Genomic DNA, 22,219 nt, shown 5'->3' on the forward strand with positions numbered 1-22,219 from the left:
ATTAAATTGAAGTTTGATGATGGAACTTTTAGGAGTTTTTCTTTGAAGATTTTGGTTGACAATAATTTAATTTCGAAATGTTAAATTAAAAAGATTTGAGTAAGTGAAAGTATGTTCGTTCCATACCCGTAAATAGTTAATTTTTGATATAGAGGATGGAATGATTGGCATGGCAAAATTACGATTAAAAACACTAAAAATTAACAATAATTCAAGTAAAACTATAGGGGAGTGTTATAGTGAATACATGGACTATTGTAAGTCTATAGGGCTTAGACAGGCGACTTTAGTTAGTAAACAAAGATTTTATACTTATGAATTATTAAAACATGTATCAGCAGATGATGAGATTGGTATTATTACTCAAAAAAAGATACAGGGATGGATTAATTCTATGATTGATTATGGGTATAAGGGAAATACCTATCAAACTTTTGTAATTAAATTAAAGGCGTTTCTAACATATTGCTTTACAAGAGAATATTTAAACGAATATGAAATTAAGATTCCAAATGTTGTTTTAGAGAAAAAAGAAATCTACACAGAAGATGAACTTAAAAAACTTTTAAAAAAGCCAGATTTAGATACCTGTCTTGTAGGAGATTATCGTTCATTTGCAACAGTATCATTTTTAGTAGGGGCAGGATGTAGAAGTACAACCTTATTAAATGTAAGGGTAAAAGATATTGATTTTAAAAAAGAAATGATATTATTCGCCCACATGAAAACAAAAAGACAGGTTAATGTACCATTATCAAAGTCATTGAAATTAATACTAAAAGATTATATCGAGACAATGAATTTAAAAAATGAGGATATATTGTTTCCTAAGCTAGATGGAACTAAAATGAGTTATGATACATTACACGAAAACTTAGTAAACTATTTTAAGCACTGTAAAGTGAAAATGCGAGGAGTAAATACGTTCAGGAATACATTTGCAACTATGTTCGTCAGAAATGGCGGAGATATCTACAGATTAAAATTATTATTAGGCCATAGTAATATCAAAACCACCGAAAGGTATGTAAATTTGTTACCGATTGATTTTAAAGATGATTTATTACAATATAATCCATTAGATATACTAAATAAAAAGAAAAATGGAACTAGTAAAATGAAAATTAAGAAATAAGATAACTTAATATATTATAAAAAGAATATATAAATTTTATGAATTTTTTATATATGTATTATAAAATAAATATTGCTAATAGCGAATAAAAATATTGAATATAACAATAAGAAATGTTATAATTATTATGTTAATTAAATAAGGGTCGTATAAACCACCAAGGAATCCTATAAGTATAATTTTATACTTGGAAAGCTAAAAAATGTTAGTTTTGAATTATGTTTCACCGGGCACACATGTACCAATACTATTATTAGTTATATAATATTTGTTATAAAAGATTTGTAAGTTAATATATAATATAAGGTGGACAGGACAAGGTAAATAGACTAAGATTACGTATAGCAAAATATGTACCCACTACTTCCTCAAAGGTGGCATCCATTAGATATCTGTTTTTAGATAAATTTAGGGATGAGAAGGAGGTACAGAAATGAATAATAGTAATTCATTTTTGCAAAGATTAACCTTATTTTGCTCAAATGAACTAAAAAAAGAAGAAATTAAAAAGTCTATAAAACATAGAATTGCTATTATACTAGGCAAAATTTTCTGGATTATTATTGACAAATTTTTGGGTAGTATTATTACAAAAATAGTTGAAAAAATAATTAAATTCTTTTTATAGTTCATTTAACGATTCTTAGTCTTTTTGTAAAAATTAATCAATACTATTATGTGAATTTTATGAGGTGAAAGATATAGATGATTAATGAATCTTTAAGATTATTAAGAGTCTTTCATGATTTAAAGGCTATTGATTTGGCTAAGAAACTTTCTATATCACAAAGTTACTTATCAGAAATTGAAAATGGGAAAAAAAAGCCTTCGCTGGAATTAATAGAAAAGTATAGTGTAGTATTTAAAATAAAACCATCTACAATTTTATTTTTTTCAGAAGAAATTGAACAAGATAGCTTAAAAGGAAATATGAAAGAATTAATGATTAAGTTTATGAAAGTTATAGAAAAATTTGGTGGGTTAGAAGATGAATAATGAAATAAATCAATATAAGCTTGAAGATAGCTTATTATATAGATTACGAAATAGAGGTAAATTGGCAGAAATGTTTAATTTACCTCATAATTATTTTAGGACTCAATATAAATTGGATATAGAATATAAAAGCAAACATATTAAGACAGGAAGAAATAAAAAAGATAGATTAGTAGAAAATCCTAATGAAAAATTGAAGAACATCCAAAGGAAAATTCTTAAATATTTATCAAGAATTCAAACTCCAGATTGGATTATATCAGGAAAGAAAGGAAAATCGTATATAGATAATAGCAAATTTCATAAAGATAATAGCTATGTAATAACCTCGGACATAATGAATTTCTATCCAAGTTGCAAAAGAGATTATGTATACAGAATGTTTAGATATACATTTAGAATGTCATCTGATTTAGCAACTATTTTAACCACTTTAGTAACTTATAATGGTGGAATTCCTACAGGAGCCCCAACGAGTCAAATGATTGCATATTGGGCATATAGAGATACATTTGTACGAATAAATGAAATAGCACTTGAATATAACACAAAATTTTCATTATATGTAGATGATATGGCGTTTTCAAGTAAAAGCACCATATCTAAACGTATGATTTTAGAAATAAAAAAAGAGCTACAGAAATGTGATTTGAATTTAAAGGATAATAAAACTAGAAAATATGGTAGTAAAGATTATAAATTAATAACAGGAGTTGTGTATGATAAAAATGGAGTATTAAAAATACCAAATAGATTAAGGAAAGATATAATCGATGGATATAATGAAATTAAAAAAAAGAAAGATAATTGTAATGAAACTGATAAAAAGTCATTATTGGGTAAAATATATAGTGCAAGACAGATAGAACCAGATGCATTTTCACAATTATTACAAAATGTTAAAAAAATTGAGTGTAAATAGAAGATTACTATTAAATTAAGAACAACTTAAGCAGTTTATAGTATAAAATAATAAAAAGGATAACTTGTTTAGGCGAACAAGTTATCCTGAATACTGCTTAATAAACTTAATATAAACATTTTATAAAATCAAATAGAATCAGTTATTAAAGGCTAGGGAGCGATAAGAACTTCTTAGTCTTATTTTTTAAAATAATATTTTTTGATAAGGATGTTTAGTCATTAGTAAATCATTTGACTTTTTGGCTATATTTTTTAATGTTTTCTTGTCAAAATAATTATATATTGTACCAACTGTTAATCCTGTAAAGGATGAAATTTGTTCAGTAGTAAATCCTTTAGTTAACATTAGAGATATTACTGATTTTTGAATTGTACTTATGTTTAATTGTTTCTTTCTTTCTGGAGATATATCATTAATATTATTAAATGAATCATTAATAATGCTCATAATTGTAGTAGAAGACATTTTGTTACATTTTTTACCATAGAAGGTATAAAATAAATACTTAAAATTTTTAGTTAATTCTTTTGTATTTTTAAAATTAATATATTCATTATAATCGTTTATTAGTGAGTTCGGTAATTTAAATTCATAGCTATTTATTTTTAAATATAGTTCATCATCATCTTTCCTAAAATCATCTATTTTTAAATTTTGAATGGATTCTATACTAGGGCAAATAAAAAGATATAATTTAAATAATAATTTATTTCTAGAATAACTAGACTTATTTTGAGAATAATAATTTAAGAGAGAATTTGCTTCAGCTAATGTTAATGGTGATATTTCTTTTGAATCTTTATTGCAATATTTAGTGATTATTTCAGATAGAAAGTTTTCAGAATTAAAATTATTAAAGTGTTTAGTTTGGAGTTTACCACAATCTTCTAAATACTTTAATGTAGAAGAAATATAGCTACATTTATTAATTAAAGTTGATTTGGCATATTGTTTTTTGGAAACCATATCATGAAAGTAGCCTAATAGTCTAGTTGGATTTAATAAAGATTCATCGCAAATTCTCTCATTATTATCAAGATAATCAAAGAAATTAAAATTGGCACTTTGATATTGTTTAAAAGATATATCGTTTGAAAGACTTCGATTATTTATAGTGTATTCTTTAAAATATGCAAAATATCTACTTGATTTCTTTTGAAAAATTCGACTATATGAAAAATATTTAAGATTCTGATCATTTTGTTCTTTAGAATATTTAAAACCAGGCTTATATATTAATAAGTATTCTAAAACAACTCTGTATTCAGCGTCTACATCAAGTGATTTGTTTAAAAGATAATAGTGGTTACCATTTGTGATTATTCCCCATTCGGTGTTATGGGCATCCATATAGCTACATACTTGAGCGAAATCTTTATTTGTTATTTTATGATCTCTTCTTTTGGTTTCTACATATAATCGATTATTATTTGGAAGTATTAAACTAATATCTGTACGCCCTAATAAAGTTGATTCTTCACAATTAAACCATTCTTTCTTGTAACCTAACAAATGTAGCAAATCCTTAACAACCAACATTTTGATGTTTTCTTCACTCCCTCTCTTCTCTAATTCATTAAGATAAAAACATTGTAAGTTTTGTAAATCTTCATTCTTCATTTACTTAAACCTCCTTATTTGTTTATCAATAATAGTTTGTATAAAATTTTGATTTTAATTCGTTTATTTTAATGGATGATAAGCAAAATATTTTAATAATAGGGTGATATTATGAATTTGGGGCAAATCTTAGTCTTATTTTTATAATTAATTACTATTATGAGGAGGATATTACATTAATTTGTAGAAATAAGCTATAACTGGTATAAAAGTGCTGGGGATAGTTTATTGAGAGGTGAACGAATATGTATGAAAATTGGGAAAAAGATATTTGTAATATCATAAATAATGTAGGTGTATCAATTAATAATGTAAAATCAAAAAAAGAAGAAATTAAGAAAAAATTTGAGGAAAATAAGGACAACATTTTATATGAATATACGTTGAAAAACTTATATTTTAATAATGATTATAATGGAGCATACAATCAGATTTGTGGAGAAGTAGCCAAAGTAATACTTAATTATTTAGAAGAAGAAAAAGCTATAATGGAATTAATAGCTGAAAATTATATGTATCCAATTGGAGAAGTTGAGAAAAATTCAATTTACTATAACTTCAGCTATAAAATGCAAGGAGCTGGGTTTTCAACAAGTGGAAGAAGCGGTATAAATATTAAAACAATTCCATATAAGTTTTTTAGAAAATTATAATCTCCCCAAGGTAGATAATAGGAGAAAAAATAATAAGTTTAGATATATTTAAGAAAAATAATGAATTAAACCAAAAAATATTAGAAAACATAAAGTAGTTAAAAATAATAAAGGACTACGCCAATAAAGCTAGTAGTCCTTTATTAATCCATTTGTTAAGCATAATGTTATGTTAGATGTACAAATGGATTAGATTTTTGTAGAGGAAATATCTTTGATGATTTCTTTATCAATATATATACCAATAATTTTATATATTTCTTTATTAATTTTATATACATTATATGTTCCATCTTTGTGATGATTTATTACATTTGCATTTGATAAAATGTAATCAAATTTATTAAAGAAATCATAAAAACTCTCTTTAATATCTGCAACAAATAATTCTTCTGATAGTTTTGTTGCTTCTGTAATTATATCTATCCAAATATCTATGTAATTGTTAATTATAATCTTATCATCTAAATTCTCTTTTATTAATTCTGGCTCATTATATTTATAAGGTGCTTTTAATAAATCAGTTTTTGTTATATAAAATCTTGGTTCAATATAGAGTTCTTTTAATGAATCGTACACTTTCCCTGTATTTGATAATGGTAGTCCAAAATGTTGAGTATAATTTCTAATTATTCGAAGAAATATAAAATCAAAATCTGTAGTTTTTAATCTTTTTTTGTATTCATTATATTGATTTGAGTTAACACCAAATTCTCTAAATATATATTCTTTTAAATTTTCTAAATACATTCTATTCAACAGAATAAACTTAAGAATTAAATCAGTACCTTTAATATTTATTTCTTCAACAGTTATGTCTTGTCCATTATTCATATAATTTACTTGGTTTGATAAGAAGTTTTTAAAATCCAATATGCTATTTTTAGCTATATTTTTTGTTAAAGTTATTTTTTCGAATTCTTTATATTTTTTATAAAACTCTTGAAATTTTAAAAAATCATCTTCAGATATTTTTATATAAATAGTTACTCCTGTTACTAAATCAACTTTTCCTATTCCGTACATTATTATCATCTCCTTAAGAAATTATATCATAAAATGTTTAAGTATTTTTTTATTGCACAATACTTATTTGTATTAATATTAATTAAAATCATAAGGAATTAATATGACAAATAAACTGCTCGTATTTTTAATACTTCAACCTACCACAAAAAAAGTATCATTCTAATACTTTACCAAATCGCTAAAGTATCAAAAGAATAGCATATATTAACTACTATTCTTTTCTATATTTATTACTATAAGTCTATATTAACTACAAATATATAAGTTAAAAAAGAAGTAGCTATCTGTTAAATTAGGTAACTACTTCTTTTCAACTTCGTATTGTGGTTTTAAATATTTTTCTATTAATATGGCGATCTCATCACTTGGATATCGTCTATTCTTTTTTGCTTCTTTCTTTAAGATATCAAGCAAATCATCTTCTAAAGAAATATAAATCCTTTTCTTATTTTCCGATATTGCCATGGAATAAAATACCTCCTCATTGACTGTTGTCAATGTAATTATAACATGTTAAAAATATTAAAACAATAAATTAAAAGAAAATATTGACATAAGTGTTACACCTATGTATAATAAAGTCATAGTAAAAGTGTAACACTGGTACAAGAGGAAGGGGGAAGTAAGAAATGGGTGCAACAAAAGATTTTATAAAATTTAGGCAATATATAAGAACTCAAGATTTAAAAGTGAATGAGCAATATTTATTGGAGTTGTTCTTTGAGTACCATAACACACAATATGGATATTGTTTTTTGACTTATGAACAAATAATGCAATCATTCAATACAACTTCCAAGAATCGTATAAGTAAGAGCATTAAAAATTTGCAGAAACTGGGGTTAATAAACATTGATAAGAGATATAGCAATAATAGATACTATATAGTCAATGTAGAATCATTTATTGTTGAGAACAAGTCAAAAGATTCAAGTTTTAAAGTACCAATGACTGAACAAGTAGAATTTAAATTATCTGATGAAGAAAAAGAAGCGATAAATTCAACTAATTTTAGTAGGAATCAGGTTAAAACATTATTACAGCTTAGTAAAAACAAAATGGATAAAGTTATAGCTATGATTAAATATGTGTCTAATAAAGCTAATATAGCTAATAAATTTGGATATATAAAGGCTCTATTAGAAAGAGGCGTCAATATTGATGATACTAAGCAAAATTATCATAAGAAACATATACCTTTTATTGATAATTGCAGTAGTAGAAACTATGATGAATCATTCTATAAAAACTTAGAGGAAAAACTCTTAGGTTGGAGGTGATAATAAATGAATACAGTTAATCAAGATAATTTTAATGAAACTATGAAGGGGTATATAATTCGTGCTTGTAGAATTGCTGAATATGATTCTGAACAGTTAGACAAAATTCTAAATGGCCTTAGATGGTCTATTGATGAAATGACAATGGAGGATGCACGAAGAGAATATGAAAATTATAGAGATGGGAAAATATAATTTAAATAAAGAAAAGCAGTAACCGAAGTTACCACCAGTCCATTTTGCAAGACTAGTATAACATTTGGTTACTCCTAAAATCAAGGGGGAAGAGAAGATGAGTTTAAATTTATATTCGCTAATAATTCAAGCAGCCAATGCAAAGAATATAAACATTATGTTAGAAGATATAGGTAGAATAAATGATGTAATCAATGATTTAATCAGTAGAAAAACTAATATTAAATGGATAGAAAATAATATTGAAATTCTATTATAAAAATTAAAATTTAAGGAGAGTGTATTAATTATGGAAAGATATTATTCAATTGAAGATGGAAAGAAATTAGTTAAAATGGAGAATAAAATTTGTAATTTTGTCAGTAAGTTAGAAACTGGTGAATATAAAGCGATATTATATAATGGGCAAACACCTATATTGGCTGATGATTTAGGACTTGTTGAATTTATAGTAGCAGATTTAACAGAAGAATCAAAGATAGAATTAAAAGGTAATAAATTAATAATACATAATGAAGATGAAATAATTGAATTAATAGGACGTAAAAGAATGCACGATGGAGAGATATTTGCCCGTAAATACCTTGATGAATGTGATTGGAGTGGTGGTTTAATTATTAAAGATGATGAAATGCAAATAGAAATGAGAGAAGATAATTTTCATGAAGCTAAAGGTTTTTATAAGAAGTGTAAGGATATAGTGTGTATTCGTAGATTTGTAAAGGACGAAAGTAAAAAGGTTGATAGAATTTATAATATGAACTGGGACTGCCTTTGGATGACATATAGAAATGGTAACAGGGAGTTATGGCAAAGAGCATAATAATGTTTGGAAATAGTTTCATAGTTTAAGTTGACAAAAATACAAATAGGTATTAATATTACATTAAAGATGATTATTTATATCAAGGAGAAAAAATGAAACTATTAGGATTAAAAAAAGTCAGAGAAATATTTGGATTTACAATGAGAGAACTAGCTGATAGATTAGATGTAACTCCAAATACAATTAATTTATGGGAAAAAGGTAAGCTTGATGTAACAGACGGAAGGTTAAGTGATTTAGAGTGGTTCTTTAAAGTGAAATCAGAAATATTATTTAAAGAAGAACATTCAATTGAAGAACTTATTGATATAGAAATTGCGAGAACTACCTTTAAATTGGAGGAATACAGAAAACAAATTACAGATGAAAGAAAAAAAAGTGAGATAAGTACTTGGATTTGTCAATTCAATTTAGAAGAAGATAGAATGGAGGATTTCAAATATACTGTACAAAGATTAGGTACAATATTCTCGAGGTTGGAATTAAGTGATTATTGTACATTTGATGAGGATCTTAATGAATTATTAGACTTAATAATTGATAATGATGTAAATTGGTATAAGATTGGTATTTTGGTTAACTGTTTAAATGGTGATGATGATTCGGGTGTTAGTAACATAACAAGGGCTAATCGTGATGAATATATGATAGATAAGTCGTATGGAGTTAAAGAAGAGGCGCTCATTACTATAAGAGAAAAATTAGAAGCATTATATACAAAAGAATTATATGACCGAGGGGAATATACACCAACTTGGGAAAGAGAAAGGGAAAGAAGAAAAAATAAGAAGGAAAAATAAGCGTATTATTATTAATACGCAAATTATTTATAAGTTTGATTGACAAAAGTAATTATAAGAGACGATTTTTTGGAAAATATGATTAAAAAAATCAAGTAAATTAAAAGGAGGTGGTTAAATTGTGGATGATAAAAAAGTAGTCAAGGTAAAATTATATAGAGTTGGGGAACTCAATATAAAAACCTTAACTACAATCAATGATTTATATGTATTATATTTATTGCAGACTTATAATATCATAATTCATTGATTAAATCAAAAATTAGGACAAGTGTTAATAAAATAAAAATCAATGAAAGAAGGAATAAAAATTATGGAATTAAAACCAACACAAAAACAAGTATTAAAAGTATTAGTAGACCACAGAGAAGAATGGCTTGGACGTGAAGATATTTATAAAGAATGTAAGGTAAATAGAAATAACATTGATAGTGCAATTAAATTTTTTATGAATAATGATTATGTTCATCAACCTAACATAGAAGGTAAGGTTATAGTTTCATTAGATGGAATAGATTTGTATTATAGAAATATTTAAATACTGAATTACATAAGGACAGGCTTTTATAGCGTTTCTTTGAACCTGTAGAAACCATATATTTATAAAAAATAAAATTAGTAAGAGATTAAAGGAGAGATTATTAATGGAAAATAAGAATTTATATACAAACAATAATAATGGAGCAGTAAGAATAACTGTAGTAGATGCAGGTAATTATAATATGAAATATATGGGGAAAGGCGATATGGGTTTTTTCTCAAGTAAAGTTTCTACAGATGAACAGGCTTATAATGATGCATATGACAGAATCGAAATGGATGGAAAAATAACTTACATGGGGCAATTTGGAGAATTAAGTAGAGAATATAGCAAAGTAGATAGAAATTTATTGCCACAAATCTTATTTGCTACATGTAAAGCTAACAAAGATGTTACAACAATCAATACCAATATAACTACTATGTTACCTATACTACAAATGCCAAACAAAAGTAAGATTATAGAGCCGTTGAAAAGTCAGAATCCATTTAAAATAAAGTTTAATGGAAAGGATAGAACAATTTTTATAAAAGAGGTTGCTGTACTACCAGAAAGTTTTGCTAGTTTTTATGATTTAACACCAGAACAACAAAAAGAAGATGTATGTATTGTGGATTGTGGCTCTAGAACTATTAATGTATGTACTTTTATAAAAGGTAAGTTAGAAAAAACTGCTACTGTGAAGCTGGGTTCACTAGATTTTTATAAGAAAATAAAATCAATAGAAGCATCTAAGGGAAAGGACTATGTAGAAGAAGATATAGAAAGATTAATTAAAAACGGAAAAATATCTGTTACGGACAAACAATATAGAGATTTCTTTAATGAAATACTTAATAGTATAAAAGCTGATGTAAATATTGATAATTATCAAACCTATTGGACAGGTGGGACAAGCAAGATGTTTGAAAAATATATACCTAATAATTGTAAATTAATGAATGACCCACTATTTTCTAATTTAAATGGAGCATTAAAAGCTTCTGAATTAAAGTGGGGAAAAGTAAATGACTAATTCTCGAAGAGTATATATAACTCTTAATTCGGATAAAGAAAAGGATAGAATAATAGAAGAATTTCTATCCAATTCTTATTCAGAAGCAGACTTGATTAAAGAAACTCTATATCGATTAGCGACACAAGGGAATAATTCGCAACAATTAAATATTAATAGCACCGAAAAGGTGCAAAAAGTAACAACTAGGACTAAAAAGGTGAAAAAGGATGCAAAAAGTAAAAGTAATAATAAGGTGCTAAAGGGTGCTGATGATACCAAAGAATCACTAAATACTGATTATGGTTCAATTAACGAAAAGGAACAAATTGAAGCAGATAATACCGAAAAGGTGCAAATAAATGACAATAGTGATTATGAGGAATTAAATAATAATATGCTAGATGCACTAGATCAATATTTTTGAAGCTTCTACATAGGAGCATGAGCAATAAAAGCTTATCTCCTAAAGATTTAAAATTACAAATTTATAAAAATGTAGAGCAAAGAAAGACAAAGTCAAATGCAAAGGAGGATATTAATAAAATGACAGCAACTAAATTTGTTAAAACACAAAAATTAGCAGGGTATTTAATGCTGAATGGATTTAAATTTCTAAGGGATGATGTTGATAGAAATAATCCAGAGTATAAAATATACATATTTAAAAATGAAAAAGGAATAGAGGAAGCAATAGATGATTATAAGGAGCAGTATGGACGAAAGGAGAATTAATATAGGTGGAAGAGTTAGCAGTAAAGAAAATGAGTTTGCAGGAATGTTTAGAAGACCTAGAAGACGAAATTATATTTGGAAAAAATAGAGATTCGTTTCTGACATATCCAATTGAAACCGCAGGAGGAAAGACATATACAACTATTAAAGCTATAAGAAACAGTTATATATCACTAATACAAGATACTAGACGATACATATTCGTAACTAAATTTAAAGATGAAGCTGTTAGAGTTGCGAACGATATTAATGAAGGATTTGAAGAAAACATAGCAATGGTTTATACACCAGATGCATCATATAAAAAAAATGAATGTTGTTCTAATAATTTCTTTGAATGTGCAAAGGCAAATACATTAATTTTAACTCATTCAATGTATTGTAAACTATGCAATCCTAAGAAAAAACAGCATGAAGATTATAGAGATATTTTTAAAACATATAAAACTTTGATCGTTGATGAAGAAATTAATTTCATTAAAAACATTTTTGAATTTACTGAGGATGAAACTTACTGGATAAAAATATTAGATAAACTAAGTAAACATGATTTAGCTAATAAATTTAGACAATTAATACAACCTTTAATTGACCTAATAGAAGACGAATCCTATGTAGTTAAAAATCAGCTTTATAGAATTGAATGTAATTATAGTAGAAAAGAAATTAATGAACTTTATGAAGGATTATTTGAAAATGTACAAAAAATACACAAAGAACATTTTGAAATGATAAATGAGATAAGATGCTCCAGAGAAAATTTACTTGAATTACTAGAAAAAATATTAATGCTTTATGATTGTATAGATAATAATATCGCTTTAATATATCCAAACAAAAGTATATATGCTTATGATTATTCATTTAGATATTTATTACTTGGAAATAACATTTGGTTGGATGCTTCAGCTTCATTCAATACAATGTATGATAATGATTTATTTAAAGTTGTTGATTGTGAAAGAGAGATTGACCATTCAAAAAGCAAACTCATACTTCATAATTTGAACACTAGCACAACAAGTAAAAATAATGATGATAATTTCAGAAAAAATATAAGTAAATATTTAAAGGAAAATTATTCAGATACACCAACTCTTATATTAACCAAAAAAGCTGAATGTACACAATTGGAAGATAAAGAAGAATATTTAAAGGGATTAAGTAATTTTAAATATTTAAATTTTGAGAATATGAGAGGTGTTGATAATTACAAAGATTATGAAGTATGTGCCTATATACATACATATAGACTTACAAAAGCCTACTACATATTTTGCTATGAATATTTTAATGATACTTGCTTACAGGATGAAGAATTAATAACATCAACTAAGCAAATAAAGTTTAAGGATGGTTCATATAAAACTGAATGGGGTTTTGAAAAAAAAGAGTTATATGATTTGATGATTACAGATATGGCTTCATCTTGTTACCAAGGTCTTAAAAGAATTCAAAGAAATAAGAATCCTCAAGGTACATTTGAAGTATTCACCAGTTCATTAGAAACTATAAAAATTGTAATAAAACAGTTAAAAGGAATAGATGAAAATAATACAATTTTTCCAGATATAAAAGAAGTAAAACTAACTGATCGTATGAGATTGTTAAATTATATAGATAAAAAAATCGAAACTGAAGATAAATGGATAAAAGTTAAATCAAGTGATGTAATGGAGCAATTAGAAATAAATAAATCAAATTGGAGTAAGATTTGGAAAAATAAAGACTTCATGCAGGATATTAAAATTAGAAGAATTAAACAAAGTCAACTAAAAACAGATGGAAGTAAAGGCAATTGGATTATCAAATATTGATACCTTTTTTGTACTTAAAACAAGTCATACCAATGGATTGAACGGTTAAGAGTTTCCATCCTATATAAAATACTTTATATGAGAGGTATTACTACGTTTCGTAAGAATGGCTTAACCATGCGTGTTACAAGAGTAAAAAGGTCATAATAATTTCATTAAAAACCTGTTAGACATTGAAAACACAAGGCTGAACGATAACGAGTAAAAATTCAATACTATTTGTGAGTCTGAAAGACGAACAAAAGAACAACCGAGAGGGCGTTAGGAACATCCACAACTCTACGAGGTTTAGGTACAATCAAAAAATATTTCATAAGTCTGTTCAGCAAAGCTTCACATTAGACTTATTCACATTTTGTTGCTTGTACCTTTTGTCTGCCAAACGAGTTGGCATCCAAATAATAGATTTTATTTAACATTAAAAGAGAATGAAAGAGAGGAATTAGATTATGAGTCAAAGAAAAAATAGTAAGATAAAGAGTTATAGAATATTAAACCTTGAAGGAAGTTGGTTTAAGTTTAATGAAATTGATAAAAATGAATATGAATTTTCATTTTCAAGTACAGAAGATAAAACAATAATAAAGAATGGTAAGAAAATAATAATTAAACCTACTATAGATAAATTATTTAGTGCTACCATGCCTTATAGTATAGAAACTGTAAGAGCGTTTGAATCATATCCAGATGAAATATTAAATGATGATTTAAAAACAGCAACTAAGATATATATTGATAAAGGTAAAACGGATTTGTTTACTAAGTTATTTGTTAATTTTAAATTTACCAAAGATTTATTCGATGATACTGAGGAAGATATTTCAGAAAATGAACTTAATAAAGAAATAGATAATGAAAATGATGAAATAGAAGAATCAACAGAAACAAATAATATAGAAAATAAAAAGATTACAAAAATAAAAAAGAAAAAAATTAGAGAGTTAATTTATACATCAACTGTTGAAATAGATGGTGTTGAGTACAACTTTTTCAAACGCGGAGCATCCAAGGCTCGAACCGCAAACGTGATTTTTGCGAAAAAAGAATATTGTGATAAATTATTAAAACCTTGTTTTCTTGGTTTAGAATTTAAAGAAAATGAAAAATATGATATCACATCTAAGGAAGCATATACCAGTTTGATTATGAGCAGAATAATTGGAATGATTGGAATAAAAAAAGAGGAAATTTTAATTATAGATGATATATTAAGTCCAGAGTTTGATGCCTACCAAACTAAAACACTTATGGATGATATGGGAAACGTATTTCAAAGTATAGATAACTTTCCAGTTGTTAATAACATGACTGATGGACAGGCTCTTATGGATGAAAGTATATTTTTAGAAAATGAATTATTAAATGATAGCACCTGTGCTTTATTGAGAAATGATTTTCTAAAAGCAAATGCACTAAGAACTAAATTACAAGATTATTATAAAGAATTATTTAAAGATAATTATGAAACTGCTAAAGTATATGATATGTACCGAGGTTGGATTCTTGCAAAGAATATTAAGTTAGTCATAAGTCCGTCAAGCTGTAAGTTTCTTAAATTTGCTGACCATGATATGTTTAAGGGTGATGAAAAGAAATGTTTTTTACATTGGTTAGAGAATGTTCCAGAAAAATATGGAGTAGTAAAGACAGATCATGTTGGAAACTATGAATATTCAAATAGACTTAGCTACCAAATGTGGAACAGCCTTAATTTAAATAGTTTAGAAGTGGCTGAGATAATAAAAGATGAATTAAATTATTTTAAATTATTAAAAGATAATACATTAGTTGATAGTGATGAACTTAGTCACTATGATGCAAAAAATAAGAAAGACCAAAGAAATAAAAGAAATGAAATGTCTTATTTCCTAAATGTAGTTAAAAATGAATTTGATAATTATGAAACTGGTGATATGATTTCAGCATTAATAAGTAAAAATAGTGATTTTAGATTTACTAAGAAATTTAAAGATTGGAAGAATAAACAGTTAGAAGATTATATTAAGAATTTAAGACTTGGAAAAATAAGAATACAGAATAGTCTATATGCAATAATGATAAGCTGTCCTTTTGAAATGCTGGTTGCTACAACTAAAGAACATAATAAAATTGATAGTTGTATAATGAGTGGTTGGGAATGCTTCAATCCTCATTACCCTGAAAATACTGAATTTTTAGCTATAAGAAATCCACAAATAAATGAGGGTAATATTGCTTATATGACTAATACATACCATGACCAATATAAATGGTTTGGTTATCAAGTTGAAGAAGATGGAAAAATGAAACATAAACATGACTTTGTAGTATTCGTTAATACTTGGAACGTTGATATAATGAATAGACTTCAAGGTTGCGACTTTGATATCGACACTTGTTATCTATCCGACCATAAATTGTTAGTCCAGAAAGCAATAGATGCACAAAAATATCCAACTCCAGTAAATGGAATTAAAGGTTCTAAGGAAGAAAGAGAAAATAATAAAAAAGCACTTGCTAAATTAGATAATTATTTGGGTGGTTCAACTATGGCTATTGGAAAAGTGGTAAATAAAAGTGCAGTATTTAATTCTTATATGTATCATGCAATAAATACTAAGTTATATAATGAAGATTATATAGATAAATGTTTTGAAGCTAGTAGCACACTAAGTTCATGTTCGCAAATCTCAATAGATATGGCTAAGAAAAATTTTGTAGATTCAGAGGGGAATCCTTTATCACTAACTAAGATCATGAACAATTTGAATAAAACATCTTATATATTCAAGGACAAAGATATTGAAAAGGAAGAAAAAATATTAAGGTATGAAATAGATAGAAAAAATACAATAAAAATTAAACTAATAACATATCTAAAAGAACTATTGAAACAAGAAGATAGTTCACATGAAATTCAATATGAATTAAAAAATGTAATAGATTTGTCTGAAGCATTAGAACAATATAAAGAGGATTCAAAGAATTTTAAAACAATGTCACAGGAACAAAAGAAAGCAATTAAAGATAAATATAGTTTAGAACTTGAAGTATATGCTAGAAAAATGATAGTTCCGAAATTCTTTAAATATGTTGCTAAAAATAATTCTTATAGAATACCAACAGAAATGGAATGTGCAATGGATTATCTAGAACAAATAATTGATACAATGACAACAAAGGCAATGAAAACTGATGTATTAGAAATAAAAGACTTGATAAATCCTCAAAAAGAATTTACAGGTGGACAGTTCAGCAGAACTAAAATTGATAAAGTTAGAAGAATAATTGATAATTGTCAAAGTATTTTAAATGGATTTAGATATGATTCTACAGATAGTGGAGACGAGAAAAAGAGAAAATCTAATATAAGAAAGTGGGCGAAAAAATTTGCTACAAAGGAGTTAAAAGAATTAGAGTTAAATTCAAAAACTGTATTAAGAATTATTCTAAGAGCTTTCGCAATTGATGATAAATATAAAGGAAATAAACTATATAGAATAGATAAAACAGGGAAAGAAATAACTTATACTGATTATGATTTTGAATTAGATGAAGATGTAGAATATTATTCATTTGTTAGAGAATTTAAAGACATGACAATGCTTACATTAACATTAATATATAATTCATATCCAAATTATTTTATTGATTGTTTTAAGGAAAATAAAACTGAATTAATAGAAATTGATGAATATTGGAAATAGGTCTTAATTTTACAAATGTGTAAAGTGGTTCAAACATAGTAAAATAGCCACTTCGCACATTTTACCATAATCGTATATATGGTATATAATAACGTTTTGTATGCTAACACTATGCGAAATTTTAGTAGGTAGGGTCGCTATTTTGCAACGCGATAAATAAGTAAGCAACTATGTGTCACATAGAATTTAAAAAGAGGATATTTTTTATTCTCTTTTTATTTTTATAATTGCTTGTTTCTTCATCTAACTAATTATATCATGATTAAATATGTTTGGCAATACTAAATACAAAAAACTTGTAATTTTATTGGAATAAGTTAAATTATTCTATAATTTTATTTTCATAATTAAATTTCAAACTTTCAAAATAATGAATAAGCTAATTCCTCGTTAGCTTATTCCAATAAGATTACAAAAATAACGTATACATGTGTATACGAAATTAAATAAAGGTTACACCATAACAAGGTGAGAAAGAGGTATAAAATGAATATTGAAGAATTAGATGAATTTTTAGAAGAAAAGTTTCATATGGAACTCTTATCTAAAAACAAATGTTTAGTTAATGAATTGATCGAAGGACTTAAAGAGGGAACAAAAGCTGAAGAATTAAAAGAAGAACATCATAGTATGCTTAGAATTATAAAAGAATTAAAACCATATAAAAATTATTATTATTATTACGCTGTAGATATAATGTCTTGTTTTTGGGGGCAGGGTTATGTTGTAGTGGATGAAAATAATAATTATGTAGAATTTGTTAGAACGATATAAACTGTTAAAAGTTACATTTTATTTTATTGTAACTTTTATAGAGTTTATATTTTAAACTCTATAGCTTTTTTATTTGTTTTATTATTTTGGTAGTCTTGCTAATTCTATTCGAGTTCGAGTCTCGACCCTCCAAAAAGAAGAATTAGCTAGGGTAAAGGTACTAATACCTCATAGGGACATTAAGTTTTTTCGTTAATGTTTGTGGCTCTTAAAGTCGTGAGTTGACAATAAATACTCAATAATTTTATTTAAATTGTTTATTTCTTGTGTCTGTTAAGATAGCTAGAAATAGCCTAGACCATTGTTATTTTTTTAATGATGGTCTATTTCTCCTTTATAAAATATTATAATTATCCTACTATAACATAATTATAGCATAATGCAAGAACATTGTCTATATATATTTTAATATTTTTTAAGCAGTAACAACTATATTAGTTATCTATAGCTTCATTTTTTTGACTTACCTCTTTCAAATGGTGGTGGAAATGATAGCTAGTATGGTTATTAGTGCTTAAAAGCATATAAGAAAACAGGAAAGAGGTAAAGAATTATGGTTTATAACTATTTTTATTTAATGAAAGAGATAAGAGAAAAAAGAAGAAAATATAAGTTTTTATCTATTGATGAGAAAATTGATCTTTTAAATCTAGAGATGAGAGTTGAAGCAAAGAAACTAAAAGTACCTGATGCTCACACAAAAAATGAAAAGAAAAAAGATAAGCAAAGATCAAATATGTTAAGAAATCACAGAGAAAAGAAAGCAAATCGCAATCATTAAGATAGATTTTTATAAAATTTAATTGACAATGAAACTCAATGAGAAAGGAATGGAAAAAGAGAGTGGAAGAAAGACAAAGAGAATACAATAAATATTATTATGTAAATAACAAAGAAAGAATTAAAGAAAATTATAAAAGATGGTTAGAACAAAACCCAAATTATTATAAAGATTATTATGAAAAAAATAAAGAAACTATTTTAAAAAATCAACGTGCTTGGCGTGAAGAAAATATAAAACTTGATAGTGTTTATGTTTTTTTAAGTGATAAAAATGAGGTACTGTATATTGGTAGTTCCGCTAGATTAAAAGAACGCCTCAGCGCGCACTGTTGTGGAGATAGCAGTATTAATTTAACAGCAGAGCAGATGGTTTTTGAATATGGTTTATCCAAAATTATATATAAGGATTTTACTCAATATAATCTTTCAAGATCAGATTTATATTATTTAGAAGGTTACTTAAAGAATAGACACAATGAAATAATTAAAAATAAGGGTGTTTCTATAAGTGAAGATAAACTAAGTAAAAGTAAAGAATATCTGTTAGAAATATTTGAGAAAACTAATTATCAGACTTTTGATAAATTAGATAGATATTTTAAATAAGAGTGGTAATAAAGCTACTCTTATTTTGTTTTATAAAATTTTAGAAAAGAAAGGAGGTTAGTTATATGGCAAATCAAGATGTTTTATCAGCAAGATTAGAGGTCAAAGATTCTTTTACAGGGCAGTTAGATAGGTTTGTAAAGAGTGTTCTTGGAGCAGAAACAGCTTTTAATCAATTGGTTTCTAAATTAGAATCTAGTAGTTTAAAATTAGAACAATCTTTAGATAGAATAAGTAAAAAATCAGAAGAAGCATCACTAAGAATAGCTGGACAGAATGATAGAATGGCTAATTCTATTATTAAAAATACAGAACGAGTTGAACTAACACAAAATAAATCTATAGAAAATCTAACTAAAAGATATAGCCAGATGGGAACTAATGTTCAAAGTGTTTTTAAAACAATAAATAAAGATGCTGAAGCACTTGCCAAATCTGGAATGAAAATAAATATTGGTGGCAGTAGTTCATCAAATAAAAAAGATTCTAAAACAAATAGTGGCACAGAACTAACCTCCAAAGGCGAAAACTTTTTTACTGGATTATTCACTGGTAATTTTAGTAAAATGATTGGAGCATTGAGTGTAATTGGAATTGGAATTACAGGTGCTCAAAAAGGAATTTCTGCTTTAGAAGGTTATGCAGAACAAGGATTTAATGCAGTAAATTCTCTAACAGGAAATCTATTAAGCTTGGATGGTATAAAAGAAGGACTTATGGAAGCTTCGCAATTCCAAACTAATAGAATAGCATTAGATACTCTATATGATAACGACCCAGTTAAAGGTCAACAATATTATCAAATGGGAACTAAAATAGCTAAAGAAACACCATATTCGGAGAGTGAAATCGGAGAATTGCAGAAAAAATTAGCAGGGAGCCACGTAAATTATAATTCAAAACAACTTATGACATTATTAGATGTTGCAAGTGTTAAACCAGAATTAGGGGCTTCCCATGTTGGCTTTTCGGTCGTAGACGCTATGGCAGGACGAAGTACTAGCCTTAAAACTAACTATATGTTAGATAATAAAGAAATAAATAAATATTTACAATCCTTAAAGAAAACTGATCCAAAAGATTATGCAAAATGGAAAGATGCTTTTAATAAGAAAGGTACTGTTGAGAATAAACAAGAGTATTTTGATTTATTGACTGATTATGTTCAAAAGGAAACATCTTTTAATGGATTAACCGAAAAATATTCTCATACAATTTCGGGTATGATGGATAGACTACAAGGAAATTGGGAAACTTTAAAAGCAGATTTATTAGGAATAGATGCTAATAATACTGGAATGATGAAATCAGGTCAAGTAACTGTTGTTTCATCTTTCAATGATTTCATGACTGATTTAAACCATTGGCTTGATGATGATAAAACAAAAGGTATGTTAGCAGATTTAGGTTCTGGATTAGGACAAGGTGTAAAAGCTGTTACTGATGCACTTTCTGATTTAATGAAAAAAGTAGATTGGAAAGAAGTTGGAAAAACATTAAAACAAATGGGAGACTCAATAGCTGACTTCATTAAGAAGTTAACCTCAAGTCCAGAGTTTACTAATTTCATAAATAATTTACCTAAGCTATTAGATAAAGTATTAAAAGATCAAGGAATTAAATTAAAGACTGAGGCAAAAACAGGTGTTGATATAGCAAATGGTAATGTTGGTGCTTATGTAAAAGATTATGCTACAGGGCAAGGGGATAGAGCCGCAAATATTTTAGGATTACCAACGTCTGATGAATGGAGTTCTGTATCTAATCCATATGCAAATAATAATAATAATTTGACTGCTGGAGATTATACAACACAACTTTCTGGTAGCAATATAGTAACTGATTATAATGCAAGTACATATTTAGCTAAGAATTCTAATCTAAGCGATGAGCAGAGAGAAGAAATTCACGACTATATGAGTAAAGATAAGGTAGGTGTTTATAATAACATAACCATTGAACATATAAGTGCTGATAATTTTAATGAGATAATGGAATCTTTAAAACAAGCACAGGGAAATTCTAAATAGGAGGTGAGACAATAATATGGCTGATTTAATACAAGAAAAAAAAATTGCTAAAGAATCTTTAAAATATGCAAAAAGTAATAAAGGTTTAACTCATATTCAAGGTGGTTCACAAATAGCGTTATATCCTTTGCATGGTGAACATAATAAATACGAAGATAGTGAAACACTTGTATTACCTGTCTCACCAGCAGATGTTATGTTTACTGAAGATAGTAACGTAGAAACAATTAAATTATTGAACTATGGTGAATATCCAGTAGGTATGACAAGAAAACTAGCAACTTGGACAATCGAAAGTTTCTTTCCATGTAAAGATGTAGGTGTTGCAGGATTTTCAAATGAAAATTTTAGGGGAATTGTTGATAATAATAAGCAATTCAAATATTGGTTTGATATTAGTGGAGATATACAAGATCCATATGCGTATTATTGTGATAAGTTATTGACTTGGAAAAAGGAAGCCACACCACTAGTTTTCTTTTTTGAAACTTGGAAAGGCTACTATAGTTGCCAAATAAAGAAGTTTACTTATGGTAGAAAAGATGCTACTGGAAATGTTTACTATCAATTAGAATTTCAAGAGTATAAGGAATACACACAATATGATGATAGTTCAGCTAGTACAGATTATTCAAGTGACACTTATTATCCACAAGAAGGAGAAAATATTCTTCAAATAGCTAAAAAATTATATGGAGATAGTGAAGAATATAAATACTTTATGGACTTAAATGGGATGAAAAATCCAACGGATATAAACTATGGACAGGCTTATAAAGTAAGATAATAGAATT

The 22,219-nt window shown here is 26.4% G+C and carries 25 protein-coding genes; 22 read left to right on the forward strand and 3 right to left on the reverse strand.

What is annotated here, in order from left to right; translation table 11 throughout:
* Positions 1-169: 169 nt before the first annotated feature.
* The 4 genes from T483_RS0116380 (at position 170) to T483_RS0116395 (ending at position 3,053) form a co-directional block, all read left to right on the forward strand.
* Complete coding sequence (locus tag T483_RS0116380) at positions 170-1,135, forward strand: tyrosine-type recombinase/integrase (protein WP_035790288.1); 966 nt, start codon at positions 170-172, stop codon at positions 1,133-1,135.
* Between the two features lie 433 nt (positions 1,136-1,568).
* Complete coding sequence (locus T483_RS0116385; protein WP_026887825.1) at positions 1,569-1,763, forward strand: hypothetical protein; 195 nt, start codon at positions 1,569-1,571, stop codon at positions 1,761-1,763.
* A gap of 77 nt (positions 1,764-1,840) precedes the next feature.
* Entirely contained in the window at positions 1,841-2,131 is a 291-nt protein-coding gene (locus tag T483_RS0116390) for a helix-turn-helix transcriptional regulator (protein ID WP_026887826.1), read from the forward strand.
* Positions 2,124-3,053, forward strand: coding sequence for a reverse transcriptase family protein (locus T483_RS0116395; RefSeq protein ID WP_026887827.1), 930 nt, complete (start codon positions 2,124-2,126; stop codon positions 3,051-3,053). Before T483_RS0116390 ends, T483_RS0116395 begins: the two co-directional genes overlap by 8 nt.
* 186 nt (positions 3,054-3,239) lie before the next feature.
* Here the strand turns inward: T483_RS0116395 and T483_RS0116400 are convergent, their stop codons facing one another.
* Positions 3,240-4,676 carry a type I restriction enzyme HsdR N-terminal domain-containing protein gene (locus T483_RS0116400; RefSeq protein ID WP_026887828.1) on the reverse strand — a complete coding sequence of 479 codons (1,437 nt, stop codon included), beginning with the start codon at positions 4,674-4,676 and terminating at the stop codon, positions 3,240-3,242.
* Between the two features lie 245 nt (positions 4,677-4,921).
* Here T483_RS0116400 and T483_RS0116405 point away from each other — a divergent pair, with 245 nt between their 5' ends.
* Complete coding sequence (locus T483_RS0116405) at positions 4,922-5,329, forward strand: hypothetical protein (protein WP_026887829.1); 408 nt, start codon at positions 4,922-4,924, stop codon at positions 5,327-5,329.
* A 189-nt stretch (positions 5,330-5,518) separates the two neighbouring features.
* Here T483_RS0116405 and T483_RS0116410 read toward each other — a convergent pair whose 3' ends face one another.
* The gene (locus T483_RS0116410) at positions 5,519-6,355 is read right to left on the reverse strand and encodes a hypothetical protein (RefSeq protein WP_026887830.1); all 837 of its coding nucleotides are present in this window, start codon (positions 6,353-6,355) and stop codon (positions 5,519-5,521) included.
* Positions 6,356-6,658: 303 nt separating this feature from the next.
* Positions 6,659-6,823 carry a hypothetical protein gene (locus T483_RS31115; RefSeq protein ID WP_155268504.1) on the reverse strand — a complete coding sequence of 55 codons (165 nt, stop codon included), beginning with the start codon at positions 6,821-6,823 and terminating at the stop codon, positions 6,659-6,661.
* A gap of 164 nt (positions 6,824-6,987) precedes the next feature.
* Here T483_RS31115 and T483_RS0116420 point away from each other — a divergent pair, with 164 nt between their 5' ends.
* From T483_RS0116420 to T483_RS0116500, 17 genes are all read left to right on the forward strand, one after another.
* Positions 6,988-7,638: a helix-turn-helix domain-containing protein gene (locus tag T483_RS0116420; protein ID WP_026887831.1), complete on the forward strand. Its 651-nt coding sequence runs from the start codon at positions 6,988-6,990 to the stop codon at positions 7,636-7,638.
* A gap of 6 nt (positions 7,639-7,644) precedes the next feature.
* Complete coding sequence (locus tag T483_RS0116425; protein ID WP_026887832.1) at positions 7,645-7,833, forward strand: hypothetical protein; 189 nt, start codon at positions 7,645-7,647, stop codon at positions 7,831-7,833.
* Between the two features lie 97 nt (positions 7,834-7,930).
* Positions 7,931-8,092, forward strand: coding sequence for a hypothetical protein (locus T483_RS31120; RefSeq protein ID WP_155268505.1), 162 nt, complete (start codon positions 7,931-7,933; stop codon positions 8,090-8,092).
* 30 nt (positions 8,093-8,122) lie between these two features.
* Entirely contained in the window at positions 8,123-8,656 is a 534-nt protein-coding gene (locus T483_RS0116435) for a hypothetical protein (protein WP_026887833.1), read from the forward strand.
* 95 nt (positions 8,657-8,751) lie between these two features.
* Entirely contained in the window at positions 8,752-9,459 is a 708-nt protein-coding gene (locus T483_RS29295; protein ID WP_035790280.1) for a helix-turn-helix transcriptional regulator, read from the forward strand.
* 121 nt (positions 9,460-9,580) lie between these two features.
* Positions 9,581-9,709 carry a hypothetical protein gene (locus tag T483_RS32485; RefSeq protein WP_278247444.1) on the forward strand — a complete coding sequence of 43 codons (129 nt, stop codon included), beginning with the start codon at positions 9,581-9,583 and terminating at the stop codon, positions 9,707-9,709.
* A gap of 42 nt (positions 9,710-9,751) precedes the next feature.
* Positions 9,752-9,997 (forward strand): hypothetical protein, encoded by a 246-nt coding sequence (locus tag T483_RS0116450; RefSeq protein ID WP_196244892.1) that lies wholly within the window; start codon positions 9,752-9,754, stop codon positions 9,995-9,997.
* A gap of 106 nt (positions 9,998-10,103) precedes the next feature.
* The gene (locus T483_RS0116455) at positions 10,104-11,015 is read left to right on the forward strand and encodes a ParM/StbA family protein (protein ID WP_051560415.1); all 912 of its coding nucleotides are present in this window, start codon (positions 10,104-10,106) and stop codon (positions 11,013-11,015) included.
* Entirely contained in the window at positions 11,008-11,421 is a 414-nt protein-coding gene (locus T483_RS0116460; RefSeq protein WP_026887836.1) for a hypothetical protein, read from the forward strand. The genes T483_RS0116455 and T483_RS0116460 overlap by 8 nt, the downstream gene beginning before the upstream one ends.
* A gap of 17 nt (positions 11,422-11,438) precedes the next feature.
* Positions 11,439-11,729, forward strand: a complete 291-nt coding sequence (locus T483_RS0116465) for a DUF5659 domain-containing protein (RefSeq protein WP_026887837.1) — start codon at positions 11,439-11,441, stop codon at positions 11,727-11,729.
* Positions 11,730-11,734: 5 nt separating this feature from the next.
* On the forward strand, positions 11,735-13,546 hold the full coding sequence (locus tag T483_RS0116470; RefSeq protein WP_026887838.1) for a hypothetical protein: 1,812 nt from the start codon (positions 11,735-11,737) through the stop codon (positions 13,544-13,546).
* A 449-nt stretch (positions 13,547-13,995) separates the two neighbouring features.
* Entirely contained in the window at positions 13,996-17,232 is a 3,237-nt protein-coding gene (locus tag T483_RS0116475) for a hypothetical protein (RefSeq protein WP_026887839.1), read from the forward strand.
* Positions 17,233-17,718: 486 nt separating this feature from the next.
* Positions 17,719-18,006 (forward strand): hypothetical protein, encoded by a 288-nt coding sequence (locus T483_RS0116480; protein WP_026887840.1) that lies wholly within the window; start codon positions 17,719-17,721, stop codon positions 18,004-18,006.
* A 553-nt stretch (positions 18,007-18,559) separates the two neighbouring features.
* Positions 18,560-18,787 (forward strand): hypothetical protein, encoded by a 228-nt coding sequence (locus tag T483_RS0116485; protein ID WP_026887841.1) that lies wholly within the window; start codon positions 18,560-18,562, stop codon positions 18,785-18,787.
* A 38-nt stretch (positions 18,788-18,825) separates the two neighbouring features.
* Positions 18,826-19,395, forward strand: coding sequence for a GIY-YIG nuclease family protein (locus tag T483_RS0116490; RefSeq protein WP_026887842.1), 570 nt, complete (start codon positions 18,826-18,828; stop codon positions 19,393-19,395).
* Positions 19,396-19,460: 65 nt separating this feature from the next.
* Positions 19,461-21,425: a hypothetical protein gene (locus T483_RS0116495; RefSeq protein ID WP_026887843.1), complete on the forward strand. Its 1,965-nt coding sequence runs from the start codon at positions 19,461-19,463 to the stop codon at positions 21,423-21,425.
* Between the two features lie 16 nt (positions 21,426-21,441).
* Entirely contained in the window at positions 21,442-22,212 is a 771-nt protein-coding gene (locus T483_RS0116500) for a LysM peptidoglycan-binding domain-containing protein (protein WP_026887844.1), read from the forward strand.
* Positions 22,213-22,219 lie beyond the last annotated feature (7 nt).

This window comes from Clostridium beijerinckii HUN142, from assembly GCF_000621745.1.
Classification (GTDB): Bacteria; Bacillota; Clostridia; order Clostridiales; family Clostridiaceae; genus Clostridium; species Clostridium beijerinckii_A.